Annotated in this window: 14 protein-coding genes; 12 read left to right on the top strand and 2 right to left on the bottom strand. The window is 61.5% G+C overall.

The annotated features are described in order from the left end of the window. Positions 1 to 259 precede the first annotated feature (259 nt). From FS777_RS18425 to FS777_RS18415, 3 genes are read left to right on the top strand one after another with little or no spacing between them, the layout of a single operon-like run. Positions 260 to 919 carry a paraquat-inducible protein A gene (locus tag FS777_RS18425; protein WP_078479152.1) on the top strand — a complete coding sequence of 220 codons (660 nt, stop codon included), beginning with the start codon at positions 260 to 262 and terminating at the stop codon, positions 917 to 919. Beyond that, positions 906 to 1529 (top strand): paraquat-inducible protein A, encoded by a 624-nt coding sequence (locus FS777_RS18420; RefSeq protein WP_145256872.1) that lies wholly within the window; start codon positions 906 to 908, stop codon positions 1527 to 1529. The genes FS777_RS18425 and FS777_RS18420 overlap by 14 nt, the downstream gene beginning before the upstream one ends. Next, entirely contained in the window at positions 1522 to 3822 is a 2301-nt protein-coding gene (locus FS777_RS18415) for a PqiB family protein (RefSeq protein ID WP_058638658.1), read from the top strand. The genes FS777_RS18420 and FS777_RS18415 overlap by 8 nt, the downstream gene beginning before the upstream one ends. A gap of 128 nt (positions 3823 to 3950) precedes the next feature. Here the strand turns inward: FS777_RS18415 and rpsT are convergent, their stop codons facing one another. Continuing rightward, a complete protein-coding gene (gene rpsT / locus FS777_RS18410; protein WP_023533220.1) occupies positions 3951 to 4229 on the bottom strand; it encodes a 30S ribosomal protein S20 in 279 nt (92 codons plus the stop codon). A gap of 250 nt (positions 4230 to 4479) precedes the next feature. On the opposite strand from rpsT, the gene murJ reads away from it, so the two are divergent. The 6 genes from murJ to ispH all read left to right on the top strand — a co-directional run bounded on the left by murJ (position 4480) and on the right by ispH (position 11815). Next, on the top strand, positions 4480 to 6018 hold the full coding sequence (gene murJ / locus FS777_RS18405) for a murein biosynthesis integral membrane protein MurJ (RefSeq protein ID WP_058638651.1): 1539 nt from the start codon (positions 4480 to 4482) through the stop codon (positions 6016 to 6018). A gap of 118 nt (positions 6019 to 6136) precedes the next feature. Beyond that, entirely contained in the window at positions 6137 to 7087 is a 951-nt protein-coding gene (gene ribF / locus FS777_RS18400) for a bifunctional riboflavin kinase/FAD synthetase (RefSeq protein WP_027915689.1), read from the top strand. Further along, positions 7084 to 9915 (top strand): isoleucine--tRNA ligase, encoded by a 2832-nt coding sequence (gene ileS, locus FS777_RS18395; protein ID WP_058638650.1) that lies wholly within the window; start codon positions 7084 to 7086, stop codon positions 9913 to 9915. The genes ribF and ileS overlap by 4 nt, the downstream gene beginning before the upstream one ends. Next, complete coding sequence (lspA, locus tag FS777_RS18390; RefSeq protein ID WP_145256869.1) at positions 9908 to 10423, top strand: signal peptidase II; 516 nt, start codon at positions 9908 to 9910, stop codon at positions 10421 to 10423. Before ileS ends, lspA begins: the two co-directional genes overlap by 8 nt. Next, on the top strand, positions 10416 to 10853 hold the full coding sequence (gene fkpB / locus FS777_RS18385) for an FKBP-type peptidyl-prolyl cis-trans isomerase (RefSeq protein WP_058603168.1): 438 nt from the start codon (positions 10416 to 10418) through the stop codon (positions 10851 to 10853). The genes lspA and fkpB overlap by 8 nt, the downstream gene beginning before the upstream one ends. A gap of 14 nt (positions 10854 to 10867) precedes the next feature. Continuing rightward, positions 10868 to 11815, top strand: a complete 948-nt coding sequence (gene ispH / locus FS777_RS18380) for a 4-hydroxy-3-methylbut-2-enyl diphosphate reductase (RefSeq protein WP_145256866.1) — start codon at positions 10868 to 10870, stop codon at positions 11813 to 11815. A gap of 36 nt (positions 11816 to 11851) precedes the next feature. On the opposite strand, the gene FS777_RS18375 is transcribed toward ispH, so the two are convergent. Further along, positions 11852 to 12349 (bottom strand): GspH/FimT family pseudopilin, encoded by a 498-nt coding sequence (locus tag FS777_RS18375; protein ID WP_058638648.1) that lies wholly within the window; start codon positions 12347 to 12349, stop codon positions 11852 to 11854. 109 nt (positions 12350 to 12458) lie between these two features. On the opposite strand from FS777_RS18375, the gene FS777_RS18370 reads away from it, so the two are divergent. Genes FS777_RS18370 through FS777_RS18360 form a run of 3 tightly spaced genes read left to right on the top strand, consistent with a single transcriptional unit; the run spans position 12459 to position 13737 of the window. After that, positions 12459 to 12641, top strand: a complete 183-nt coding sequence (locus FS777_RS18370) for a prepilin-type N-terminal cleavage/methylation domain-containing protein (RefSeq protein WP_078479150.1) — start codon at positions 12459 to 12461, stop codon at positions 12639 to 12641. Next, complete coding sequence (locus FS777_RS18365; protein ID WP_145256863.1) at positions 12638 to 13276, top strand: PilW family protein; 639 nt, start codon at positions 12638 to 12640, stop codon at positions 13274 to 13276. The genes FS777_RS18370 and FS777_RS18365 overlap by 4 nt, the downstream gene beginning before the upstream one ends. After that, positions 13273 to 13737 (top strand): hypothetical protein, encoded by a 465-nt coding sequence (locus FS777_RS18360; RefSeq protein WP_078479148.1) that lies wholly within the window; start codon positions 13273 to 13275, stop codon positions 13735 to 13737. Before FS777_RS18365 ends, FS777_RS18360 begins: the two co-directional genes overlap by 4 nt. Position 13738: the final 1 nt, after the last annotated feature.

Below are 13738 nucleotides of genomic sequence, written 5' to 3'. Positions count from 1 at the left end.
GGTAGTGTGGGGTTTCCCCATGTGAGAGTAGGTCATCGTCAAGATTCATTTCGCAAAACCCCTATCTGCGCACGCAGGTAGGGGTTTTGTCTTTGAGCGTCCAAAAAATTTTCCAAGCCTGCCTGTCGCTCAGGCACCCCTCCCTGATCGGCAAGAATCCAAATTTAGGTCGCCTGGCCATTCGAAGCTGTATCTCCAGCCTATGCCGCCCTCCATAAGATCACTAGAATAACCCCACGCACTTACTCAGAAGCGTCCTATGTCCAACCCCGTCGAGCCAGAAACGCTGGCTGATCTGCCACTCGAAGACCTGGTCGCATGCCATGAATGCGATCTACTCTTACGCAAACCTGTAATCCACCCCGGTGAAAAAGCGCTTTGCCCACGCTGCGGCTACGAGCTCTATGCGCACCGGCATAATGTGGTCAATCGCAGCCTGGCGTTGGTGCTGACGGCGCTCACGCTGTTCATCCCAGCCAATTTCCTGCCGATCATGCAGTTGCATCTGCTAGGCCAGACATCGGACGACACCGTCTGGAGCGGCGTACTGGGGTTGTACGATTCGGGCATGCAGGGGGTGGCCATCGTGGTTTTCCTGTGCAGCATGGCCATACCGCTGGCAAAACTGATGTGTCAGCTGGTCGTTTTGCTGGCGATTCGGCTTAACACAGGGCGCAGGCTAGGGTTGTTGCTGTACAGGACCTATCACCACTTGCGTGACTGGGGCATGCTCGAGGTCTACTTCATGGGCGTGCTCGTGGCTATCGTCAAATTGGTGGACCTGGCGGAACTTACCGTAGGGGTTGGGCTGTTCTGCTTCATCAGTCTGCTGTTGATTCAGGTCTGGCTGGAGGTCGTAATGTCACCGCATCAGGTCTGGAGTGCATTATCGGGGGAGGACCCGCATGCGGGCGATTGATGCAGGTATCGTTGTCTGCAACGAGTGTCATGAACTGAACAGGCAAGCCGCAGGCGACGCATCCCAAACCTGCACGCGGTGCGGTGCCAGGGTGCATCCGCGACGACCGAACAGCATCATGCGCACCTGGGCGCTGCTCATCGCTGCCTCCATTCTTTATATTCCGGCCAACGTGCTGCCGATCATGACCGTCAGCTCATTCGGTCAAGGCACGCCCGACACCATCATGTCGGGCGTCATTGCCCTGCTCAAGCACGGCATGGTACCGATTGCGGCCGTGGTATTTACGGCCAGTATCCTGGTGCCTACGTTCAAGCTGGTGGGGATCGGCCTGCTGTTGTATTCCGTGCAGCGCAGGCAGCCCCTGTCGGCGCGTCAACGGATCTGGATGTACCGTTTCATCGAATTTATAGGACGTTGGTCCATGCTCGACATTTTCGTCATCGCCATTCTGGTGGCAGTGGTGAATTTCGGCAGGATAGCCAATGTCGAAGCCAATCTGGGCGCTGTCGCCTTCGCAACTGTGGTGATCCTGACAATGCTTGCTGCTTTGACTTTCGATCCCCGACTGATTTGGGATAACACGGAGTCGGATGACGACCATGAGTGACCTGCCAACGGCTAAAACCCGCCCTGCCTCCAATTGGTCGGCCATCTGGATCCTGCCCCTGATCGCGCTGATGATCGGAGGCTGGCTCGCATGGCAGGCCTACCGTGAGGCTGGCGTGCAGATCGAGGTGCGTTTCGAGTCGGGCGAAGGCATCGTCGCCAACAAGACCGAAGTCATCTACAAAGGCATGCCGGTCGGCAAGGTCAAGAGCCTGGTGCTGGATGCAGAGGGCGAGAATCAGGGTGTCATCGCTACCATCGAGATGAACCAGGCGGCCGAAGGGCATCTGAACAAGGGCACGCGTTTCTGGCTGGTCAAGCCGAGCGTCAGCCTGGCAGGCATATCCGGCCTCGAGACGTTGGTGTCTGGTAACTACATTGCCGTCAGCCCTGGAGAAGGGGAGCCCACCAAGCGGTTCACCGCGCTCAAGGTGGCACCCCCACTGTCGGATTCCGAGCCTGGTTTGCACCTTACCCTCAAGGCCGAGCGCCTGGGGTCGCTCAATAAAGACAGCCCGATCTTCTACAAGCAAATCCAGGTCGGCCGCGTGAAGAGTTACCGGCTTTCCGAAGACCAGAGCACGGTCGAGGTGAAGATTTTCATTGAGCCGGCCTATGCGAGTCTGGTGCGCAAGCACACGCGCTTCTGGAACGCCAGCGGCGTCAGCATCGATGCCTCTCTGTCGGGGGTCAAGGTGCGCAGTGAGTCGCTGTCGAGCATCGTCGCCGGCGGTATCGCCTTTGCCACGCCAGAGCACCGCAAGGACAGCCCGCCCACTGACCCAAGCCTGCCATTTCGCCTGTACGAGGACTTCGATGCAGCTCAGGCCGGTATTCGAGTAAAGGTAAAGCTGAGCGACTACGAGGGCTTGCAGGCAGGCCGTACGCCCGTCATGTACAAAGGTATCCAGGTGGGCTCTCTCAAGACCCTGAAAATGGAAGACAACCTATCCAGCGCCACCGCCGAGCTGACGCTGGACCCATTGACCGAAGACTATCTGGTTGATGGCACCCAGTTCTGGGTGGTCAAGCCTTCCATTTCCCTGGCGGGCATCACGGGCCTGGAAGCGCTGGTCAAGGGTAACTACATTGCCATCCGCCCTGGCGAGAAAGGCGCTCGCCCTGAGCGCGAGTTCGAAGCGCGCGCCAAAGCGCCGCCGTTGGACCTGAAGGCGCCGGGCCTGCACATGGTGCTGTTCGCAGATACCCTGGGCTCCCTGGAAGTAGGTAGCCCCGTAACCTTCAAGCAGGTGAAGGTAGGTAGCGTGCAAAGCTATCAGTTCGCCCGTGACAGCAACCGCATTCTGATCGGTGTTCACATCGAGAAAGAATACGAAAAACTAGTAAACGGCTCGACACGGTTCTGGAACGCCAGTGGTATTACCCTCACCGGTGGCCTGTCCGGCATCAAGATCAAGAGTGAATCCCTGCAGACCTTGATGGCAGGCGGCATTGCCTTCGACACGCCACGGCCCAATGTGCCGCTAAAGCGCCATATCCCGCGTTTCCGCTTGCATGAGAGCCAGGAGGCAGCCAATCGTGCCGGTACCCTTATCACCATCCGCGTAGAGCGTGCCGATGGGCTCAAGCCAGGCACCGCCATCCGCTTCCGGGGGCTGGATGTGGGCAGTGTAGAAAGTGTGGACCTTACCAAGGACATGCAGGCAGTGCTGTTGAAGGCGCGTATTACCGAAGCGGCAGAGCGCATAGCTCGTGCCGGCACTCAGTTTTGGGTGGTCAAGCCATCCTTCGGCCTGGTGCGCACCGAAAACCTCGACACGCTGGTAGGCGGGCAGTACCTGGAGGTACAGCCTGCGGTCAAGGACAGGGGTCCTCAGCGTGACTTCATCGCACTGGCCGAAGCGCCCGAGGTTGCGGGGCCCGAAGTGGGTTTGCCAGTGACCCTCAGCGCACCTCGGCTAGGCTCCATCAAGCCCGGTGTGCCCGTGACATTCCGCGAGGTGGCGGTGGGCAAGGTGACCGATGTCGAGCTGGGGCAGAGTGCCGACAGGGTGTTGATCCACATTCTGATCGAGCCACGTTATGCCAGCCTGGTACGTAGCGGCAGCCGCTTCTGGAACAGCAGCGGCTTTGGCTTCGATTGGGGCTTGTTCAAGGGCGCCACCGTGCGCACGGAGTCGCTGGAAACATTGATCGATGGCGGTATCGCCTTCGCGACGCCCGAGGGTGAACGCATGGGCACCCCGGCTCGGCCAAGGCAAACCTTCCCGCTGTTCGAAAAAGCCGAAGACGAATGGCTGCAGTGGGCACCCAAGATCCAGATCGCCAAGTGATACAGGGCAGGGCCGCCATGCGGCCCTGCAACTATTCAGAGCGTGCGTTGAGCCACGAACCGGGAAACTGACAAAACGCAGGCATAAAAAAACCGACCCTGAGGTCGGTTTTTTGACTAGCGCGTCGCTTAGGCAGCTGCAGCTTCTTTCAGCGCCTTGATGTGGCCATTCAGACGGCCTTTGTGACGAGCAGCCTTGTTCTTGTGGATGATACCTTTGTCGGCCATACGGTCGATTACAGGTACAGCCAGAACGTAAGCGGCTTGCGCTTTTTCGGCGTCTTTTGCGTCAATGGCTTTAACTACATTCTTGATGTAGGTGCGGACCATGGAACGCAGGCTGGCGTTGTGGCTGCGACGCTTCTCAGCCTGTTTTGCACGTTTCTTGGCGGAAGGTGAGTTGGCCACCGTCGAGCTCCTCGAAAGACTTTAGGTAAATAGCAAACAAAATAGGCCGCGAATCATGCCGATCAGTCGGACGGATGTCAAGGCCACTTGCAAGGTTCCGCCGAGCGGTGCGCCAACAAGCGGGAAAGATTCCTTTCTGCTGCGCGACCTGTACACTCGGGAATTTTTGGCTCCCCTGCGAAGGCGCGGGAGTATCGCACATTCGGGCGCGCTCTGGCAGCGTCCTCTGTCATTGGCGTGAATCTTTTCGATGAACCTGCTCAAATCCCTGGCTGCGGTAAGCTCGATCACCATGATTTCGCGGGTGCTGGGCTTTGTCCGCGACACCATTCTGGCGCGTATTTTCGGTGCCGGCGTTGCCACCGATGCCTTCTTTATTGCATTCAAGCTACCCAACCTGCTGCGCCGCATCTTTGCCGAAGGGGCGTTCTCCCAAGCATTCGTGCCCATTCTTGCCGAATACAAAAGCCAGCAGGGCGAAGAGGCCACGCGTACTTTCGTGGCCTACGTCAGCGGCTTGCTGACGCTGGTGCTGGCCGTTGTGACCGGCATCGGCATACTGGCCGCACCCTGGGTGGTGTGGGCCACGGCGCCTGGTTTCGTCGACAACGCCGAGAAATACCAGCTCACCACCGATCTGCTGCGGGTCACCTTTCCTTATATATTGCTGATCTCGCTGTCATCGCTGGTGGGCGCCATCCTCAACACCTGGAACCGCTTCAGCGTGCCGGCCTTCACGCCGACCTTGCTGAACGTGGCGATGATCGTGTTCGCCGTATTGCTCACGCCGTATTTCAATCCGCCGATCATGGCGCTGGCCTGGGGCGTGCTGGCCGGTGGCCTGGCGCAACTGCTCTACCAGCTGCCGGCCCTGAAAAGGATCGGCATGCTGGTGTTGCCGCGGCTGAACCTGAAAGATGCAGGCGTGTGGCGGGTGCTCAAGCAGATGATCCCTGCCATCCTCGGCGTCTCGGTGAGCCAGATATCGCTGATCATCAATACTATTTTCGCCTCGTTCCTGGTGGCAGGTTCTGTCTCCTGGATGTATTACGCAGACCGGCTTATGGAACTGCCGTCTGGTGTCCTGGGCGTCGCTTTGGGCACCATCTTGCTACCGACCCTGGCCAAGACCTACGCCAACAAGGACCGGGAAGAGTACTCGCGCATCCTCGACTGGGGCCTGCGCTTGTGCTTTTTGCTGGTGCTGCCGTGTACGCTGGGGCTGGCGATCCTTGCCGAGCCGCTGACCGTGGCCCTGTTCCAGTACGGCAAATTCAGCGCGACCGATGCGGCCATGACCCAGCAGGCGCTGATTGCCTATTCCGTTGGCCTGCTGGCAATCATCATGGTCAAGGTGCTGGCGCCGGGCTTCTATGCGCAGCAGAATATTCGCACGCCAGTGAAGATTGCCGTCTTCACCCTGGTCTGCACGCAACTGTTCAACCTAGTGCTCATCGGCCCGCTGGCGCATGCCGGACTGGCCCTGGCCATCAGCCTTGGCGCCTGCCTCAACGCCGGCCTGCTGTTCTGGAAACTGCGCACCCAGCAGCTGTTCCAGCCGCAACCGGGCTGGGCCGTTTTTCTGCTCAAGCTGGTGTTGGCGGCAAGCCTGATGTCCGGTGTCCTGTTGGCCGGCATGCACTACCTGCCGGCCTGGGTCGAGGGGAACATGCTTGAACGACTGATGCGGTTGATGGCGCTGATCATGGCGGGCGTCGTCACCTACTTTGGTTGCCTGTACCTGTGCGGTTTCCGGCCTCGGCAGTTCGCCCGCAAAGCCTTGCACTGAGGCGGCGGGCGCGTCAGGCGTCGGTTTTTCGCAATCCACGCCGCCCTTGGGCGCTGCTGCCTGTCACCGGCGCCCGGGTGTGGTTATAATCGGCCACTTTATGAGCAAGAAGCGCGTTATGCAGCTGGTTCGAGGTCTTCACAACCTGCGCCCCGAACACCGGGGGTGTGTCGCCACCATTGGCAACTTCGACGGGGTACATCGTGGCCACCAGGCAATCCTGGCGCGCCTGCGCGAGCGCGGCCAGGCCCTGGGCCTGCCGACCTGCGTGGTAATCTTCGAACCGCAGCCGCGTGAGTACTTCACGCCCGACACCGCGCCGGCCCGCCTGGCCCGGCTGCGCGACAAGATCGCGCTGCTGGCCGGGGAGGGCATCGACCGCGTGTTGTGCCTGGCCTTCAACCAGCGCCTGGGTGAGCTCGACGCCGACGACTTCGTCAGGACCATCCTGGTCGATGGCCTGGGCGTGCAGCATCTTGAAGTGGGTGACGACTTCCGCTTTGGCTGTGACCGCAAAGGCGACTTCGCCTTCCTGGTCCAGGCAGGCGCGCAGTATGGTTTTACCGTAGAAGCCGCCAACACCGTGATCCAGGACGGCCTGCGGGTCAGCAGTACCGAGGTGCGCAAGGCGCTGGCGCAAGGCAACTTCGAGCTGGCCGAGCACCTGCTGGGCCGCCCGTACAGCATCACCGGCCGCGTGTTGCATGGCCAGAAGCTGGCCCGCCAGCTCGGCACACCCACCGCCAACATCCAACTCAAGCGCCGTCGTGTACCGCTGGCCGGGGTCTACCTGGCCAGTATCGAGATCGATGGCAAGGCCTGGGCGGGTGTCGGCAATATTGGCGTGCGTCCTACCGTTGCCGGTGACGGACGCCCGCACCTGGAAATCCATCTTCTGGACTATGCCGGTGACCTTTATGGCCGCCGCCTGACGGTGGTGTTCCACCACAAGCTGCGTGAAGAGCAGCGATTCGCCTCCCTGGAGGCGCTGAAGTCGGCGATCGATGCGGATATCGCCGCCGCACGTGCACATTGGCACGCTCAACCGCTAACCAAGAGCCTGAAATGACCGACTACAAAGCCACGCTAAACCTTCCGGACACCGCCTTCCCCATGAAGGCCGGCCTGCCTCAGCGCGAACCGCAGATTCTGCAGCGCTGGGACAGCATTGGCCTGTACCAGAAGCTGCGCGAGATTGGCAAGGATCGTCCCAAGTTCGTCCTGCACGACGGCCCGCCCTACGCCAACGGCAAGATCCACATCGGTCATGCGCTGAACAAGATCCTCAAGGACATGATCGTCCGTTCCAAGACCCTGGCCGGCTTCGATGCGCCGTACGTGCCGGGCTGGGACTGCCATGGGCTGCCGATCGAACACAAGGTCGAAGTCACCCATGGCAAGCACCTGACCGCCGACCGTACCCGCGAGCTGTGCCGCGAGTACGCTGCCGAACAGATCGAAGGGCAGAAGACCGAGTTCATTCGCCTGGGCGTGCTGGGCGATTGGGACAACCCCTACAAGACCATGAACTTTGCCAACGAGGCCGGTGAAATCCGCGCCCTGGCCGAGATGGTCAAGCAGGGCTACGTGTTCAAGGGCCTCAAGCCGGTGAACTGGTGCTTCGATTGCGGCTCGGCACTGGCCGAGGCCGAAGTCGAATACGCCGACAAGAAGTCGCAGACCATCGACGTGGCGTTCCCTGTCGCCGATGACGCCAAGCTGGCCGCAGCCTTCGGCCTGGCGGCACTCGAAAAGCCGGCCGCCATCGTGATCTGGACCACCACCCCGTGGACCATCCCTGCCAACCAGGCACTGAACGTTCACCCCGAATTCCAGTACGCTCTGGTCGATATCGGCGAGCGCCTGCTGGTCCTGGCCGAAGAACTGGTCGAGTCCTGCCTCAAGCGCTACGAACTTGAGGGTTCGGTGATCGCCACCGCTCCAGGCTCGGCCCTTGAACTGGTCAACTTCCGTCACCCGTTCTACGACCGCCTCTCGCCGGTCTACCTGGCCGAATACGTCGAACTCGGCGCAGGCACTGGTGTGGTGCATTCCGCGCCGGCCTACGGTGAAGACGACTTCGTGACCTGCAAGCGCTACGGCATGGTCAACGATGACATCCTCACGCCCGTGCAGAGCAACGGGGTGTACGTCGAATCGCTGCCGTTCTTCGGCGGGCAGTTCATCTGGAAGGCCAACCCGGCCATCGTAGAGAAACTGGGCGAAGTCGGTGCGCTGATGCACACCGAGACCATCAGCCACAGCTACATGCATTGCTGGCGTCACAAGTCGCCGCTGATCTACCGTGCCACCGCACAGTGGTTCGTGGGCATGGACAAACAGCCACGCGACGGTGAACCGCTGCGCGAGCGTGCCCTCAAGGCCATCGAGGACACCAAGTTCGTCCCGGCGTGGGGCCAGGCACGCCTGCACTCGATGATCGCCAACCGGCCTGACTGGTGCATCTCGCGCCAGCGCAACTGGGGGGTGCCTATCCCGTTCTTCCTGAACAAGCAGACGGGTGAGCTGCACCCACGCACCGTCGAGTTGATGGAAGAGGTTGCCAAGCGCGTCGAGCAACAGGGCATCGAGGCCTGGTTCAAGCTCGACGCCGCCGAGTTGCTGGGCGCCGAAGCCGATCAGTACGACAAGATCGCCGACACCCTGGACGTATGGTTCGACTCTGGCACCACGCACTGGCATGTACTGCGCGGCTCCCACGACATCGGCCATGCCACCGGCCCCCGCGCCGATTTGTACCTGGAGGGTTCCGACCAACACCGCGGCTGGTTCCACTCGTCGCTGTTGACCGGCTGCGCCATCGACGGCCACGCCCCGTACCGCGAGCTGCTGACCCACGGCTTCACGGTGGACGAGAACGGCCGCAAGATGTCCAAGTCGCTGGGCAACACCATCGAGCCCGAGAAGGTCAACAACACCCTGGGTGCCGATATCCTGCGCCTGTGGGTAGCTGCCACCGACTACTCCGGCGAAATGGCAGTGTCCGAGCAGATCCTGCAGCGCAGCGCCGATGCCTACCGGCGTATTCGCAACACCGCACGCTTCCTGCTCTCCAACCTGACCGGCTTCGACCCGGCCCGCGACCTGCTCGCGCCGCAGGACATGCTGGCCCTGGACCGTTGGGCGGTGGACCGCACCCTGTTGCTGCAACGCGAGCTGGAAGAGCACTACGGCGAGTACCGCTTCTGGAACGTCTACTCCAAGGTGCACAACTTCTGTGTGCAGGAGCTGGGTGGTTTCTACCTCGACATCATCAAGGATCGCCAGTACACCACCGGTGCCAACAGTGTCGCCCGTCGCTCCTGCCAGACCGCGCTGTACCACATCAGCGAGGCGCTGGTGCGCTGGATCGCGCCGATCCTGGCCTTCACCGCCGACGAAATCTGGCAGTACCTGCCGGGTGAGCGTAACGAGTCGGTCATGCTCAATGGCTGGTATGAGGGCCTGAACGAGCTGCCGGAAGGCACCGAACTCGATCGCGCCTATTGGGATCGGGTGATGGCGGTCAAGGCTTCGGTCAACAAGGAACTGGAAAACCAGCGGACCGCCAAGGTCATCGGCGGCAACCTGCAGGCCGAAGTCACCTTGTATGCGGACGAGGGCCTGAGCGCCGACCTGAACAAGCTGGGCGACGAGCTGCGCTTCGTGCTCATCACCTCGGCTGCCAGCGTTGTGCCGTTCGCGCAGGCGCCTGCCGAGGCGGTGGCGACCGAAGTGGAAGGCCTCAAGCTGAAAGTGGTCAAGTCTGGCTACACCAAGTGCGGCCGTTGCTGGCACTTCCGTGCAGACGTCGGCAGCCATCCGGAGCACCCGGAAATCTGCGGTCGCTGTGTGGAAAACCTGACCGGCTCCGGCGAGGTGCGCCACTATGCCTAACCTTGCAGGGGGGCGCTTCGGGCGCCTCGCGTGGCTGTGGCTGAGCGTGCTGGTCCTGGTCGTCGACCAGGCCACCAAGCTGTACTTCAACAATGCCCTGACCATGTACCAGCAAATTGTCGTCATCCCCGACTACTTCAGCTGGACCCTGGCCTACAACACTGGCGCTGCGTTCAGTTTCCTGGCCGATGGCGCCGGCTGGCAGCGTTGGTTGTTCGCCCTGATCGCCGTGGTGGTCAGCGCAGTGCTGGTGGTGTGGCTCAAGCGCCTCGGTCGTCATGAAACCTGGCTGGCCGTAGCGCTGGCCCTGGTACTGGGTGGTGCTATCGGGAACCTCTACGATCGCATCGTGCTGGGCCATGTGGTCGATTTCATCCTGGTGCACTGGCAGAACCGCCACTACTTCCCGGCCTTCAACGTGGCTGACAGCGCCATCACCGTCGGCGCAATCATGTTGGCGCTGGATGTGTTCAAGAGCAAGAAATCCGAGGAGCCGGTCCATGACTGACATTCGTATCGGCCAGAACACCGAAGTCACCCTGCATTTCGCCCTGCACCTGGAAAACGGTGACACGGTCGACAGCACGTTCGACAAGGCACCTGCCACCTTCAAGGTGGGCGACGGCAACCTGCTGCCGGGCTTCGAGGCCGCGCTGTTCGGTTTCAAGGCTGGCGACAAGCGTACCGTGGAGGTTGCCCCGGAGAACGCCTTCGGCCAGCCTAACCCACAGAATGTGCAGGTTATGCCGAGGTCCCAGTTCGAAGGCATGGAGCTGTCCGATGGCTTGCTGATCATTTTCAAGGACGCCGCCAACGCCGAACTGCCGGGCGTGGTGAAGGCCTTCGACGACGATCAGGTGACCATCGACTTCAATCACCCACTGGCTGGCAAGACCCTGACCTTCGAGGTGGAGATCCTCGAGGTGAAGGCCCTGTAGGCCTGGAGCCGATCATGCAAATCAAACTCGCCAACCCGCGCGGCTTCTGCGCGGGGGTCGACCGGGCAATCGAAATCGTCAACCGCGCGCTGGAAGTGTTCGGCCCGCCCATCTATGTGCGTCACGAAGTGGTGCACAACAAGTTCGTCGTCGAAGACCTGCGCAGCCGTGGCGCCATTTTCGTCGAGGAGCTCGATCAGGTGCCGGACGATGTCATCGTCATCTTCAGCGCCCATGGGGTTTCCCAGGCCGTGCGTCAGGAAGCCGGTGGGCGCGGCCTGAAGGTGTTCGATGCCACCTGCCCGTTGGTCACCAAGGTGCACATCGAGGTGGCCAAGTACAGCCGCGATGGCCGTGAGTGCATCCTGATTGGCCATGCCGGGCACCCGGAAGTCGAAGGCACCATGGGGCAGTATGACGCCAGCAACGGCGGGGCCATCTACCTGGTAGAAGACGAGAACGATGTGGCCAATCTGCAGGTGAAAGACCCTGACCACTTGGCATTCGTGACGCAAACTACCCTGTCGATGGACGACACCAGCCGCGTGATCGACGCGCTGCGTGCGCGCTTTCCCAACATCGGCGGGCCGCGCAAGGACGATATCTGCTACGCCACGCAAAACCGCCAGGATGCCGTGAAGCAACTGGCCGACGAGTGTGATGTAGTCCTGGTGGTCGGCAGCCCCAACAGTTCCAACTCCAACCGGCTGCGTGAACTTGCCGAGCGCATGGGCACCCCGGCCCATCTGATCGACGGTGCTGAAGACCTGCAGCGGGCCTGGTTCGACCAGGTTGGCCGCATCGGCATCACCGCAGGCGCGTCCGCGCCGGAAGTGCTGGTGCGCGGCGTCATCGAACAGCTCAAGGCATGGGGCGCTACGGGTGCCGAAGAGCTGGACGGGTGTGAAGAGAACGTCACCTTCTCGATGCCCAAAGAGCTGCGTGTGCGCTCATTGATCTGATCGCCTGAGCGGGCCTGAGCGTTTATCCATAAACGCTCAGGCCCCAGCATCTGTGCACCTTCGACTATCGCGGATTTCATTCGATACCCGGACCCTGCCGCTGGACGCCATCACCACTTGATGCTGGCTGGTGCCGGCCGAGCGCGTGCATACCTCGAAAGTCGCCGCCAGCCAGTTGCCGGCAGGGTTGACTGGCAGGCCCATGGCCGTGAACGTCATCGTCGGACCCAGGTTCGCGGCGATCTGCAGAGGCCGGCGCAGGCGTTGTTCACGCAGCACCCGCGAATCCTGCACCAGCATCACTCGCCATCCGTTGCCCCACGCATCGTCGAGCGCCTGCACCCGCACATCCTCACCCAACAGCATGGCGTGCCCGCGTGCGCTACGCAGCGTTTGCGCCAAGTCCCGCGTGACGGCAGCACGGTGTAGGTCATCGCTGAGCTTGACGTAGGCAGGCGCCCCAAGCTGCGTCAGGACAGCGAGCACCGCCAGCGCCGACACCGTTTGTATCAGTGTTACTCCCTGTTGCTTCACCGTGCATTTCTCCTTGGGCGTGCTTGGCTTTAGCTTCACGCACGCGGGGTCACCCTTCCAGTGGCAGGCGTACATCGACAACGCATGAAAAGTCGCAGGAGCTGCAGGGATGCAGGTAACGCAACGGGGCATGACGCTCTTGGAAACGCTGTTGGCCATGGTGGTGATTGCCGTGGGCATGTTTGCCGCAGCGGCGCTGCACATGCAGGCTTTGCAGGCCACGCATGACGCTCGGCAGCAGGCGCAGGCGGTGCTGGCATCTGCCAGTGCACATGAGCAGGCGCTGCCATGAGGCTTCGGCAAAACGGGGTCGGATTGCTCGAACTGCTGCTGGCGCTGGCACTCGGGTTGATGCTGTTGGCCGGCGCCAGCCAGTTGTTCACCTCTGCCCACCGGGCGTGGCAGTTGCAAGCGGCTGCGCTGCGCATGCAGGAAGATGCACGGCTGGCCCTATTGCGCATGGCCCAGGACGTCCGTATGGCTGGCATGTTCGGCTGCCTGCGCTTAGAGCCCGCTGATCTGCCGGACGGCGACACCCTTGCCGCCTTTAGCCGACCACTGGAAGTCGAGGAATCAAGCCTTACGGTGGTAGTGGCCGACCTTCCGGGCCATTCGCTCAAGCCCCAATGGACCCTGCTCACTGACTGCGTCGGATACGCCAAAGTACATCGTGGACATGTCCACGCCGTCGCGCCGCTGATGGCCATCCCCATCACCCGGCATCGTTACGCCGTCAGGGACGATACCCTGTACTTCACCCGTGGCAGCAGCACCCAGCCCCTGCTTGAGCATGTACGCCGTCTACACGTGGTGGCTGCGGACGATGGCCAGCGCATCGACCTGCACTTGAATCTGTTCGACCCTTTGTTGGCGCTGGAGCAGCAGTACGTTGTCAGTGTGGCCCGCCGCAACGGGGGCGAGCCATGACACGTGAGCGGGGGGTGGTGCTGCTGTTGGCGTTGGGGCTGAGCCTTTTGTTGGGGGTGCTGAGCACTTCGGCGCTACGTGCAGCCGCCGTTGAAACGCAAATGGTAGGCCTGTTCAAAGAAGGTCAGCTGGCCTTCGAGCAGGCCGAAGCCACATTGGCGGTTGGCAAGCAATCGATCGTGCAGGCGCCGCCACCGCCGTGTGAAGTGTGTCTGCCGCCTGAGCAGCCTCATCGCCTGGCCGGGGCCTGGCAAGCCGGGCCGGAAGGTTTTTTTCAGGTGCAGAACCTGGGTACTACGCAACGCGCCGTGGCTATCCCGATGGGGCGACCAGTGACCGTGTTCCGGGTCACCGCGGTCAGCCAGCGAAGTCATCCGCGGCAGGCAGTGGAAGCGGTGTATGCCAACGATGGCGGTGAGCTTGTCCGCATGGCGTGGCGACAAAGATTCAGAGGAGACTGAC

It is taken from the genome of Pseudomonas sp. DE0157, assembly GCF_007678615.1.
In the GTDB taxonomy this organism is placed as follows: domain Bacteria; phylum Pseudomonadota; class Gammaproteobacteria; order Pseudomonadales; family Pseudomonadaceae; genus Aquipseudomonas; species Aquipseudomonas parafulva_B.
This window is presented reverse-complemented; position numbering and strand designations above follow the sequence as displayed.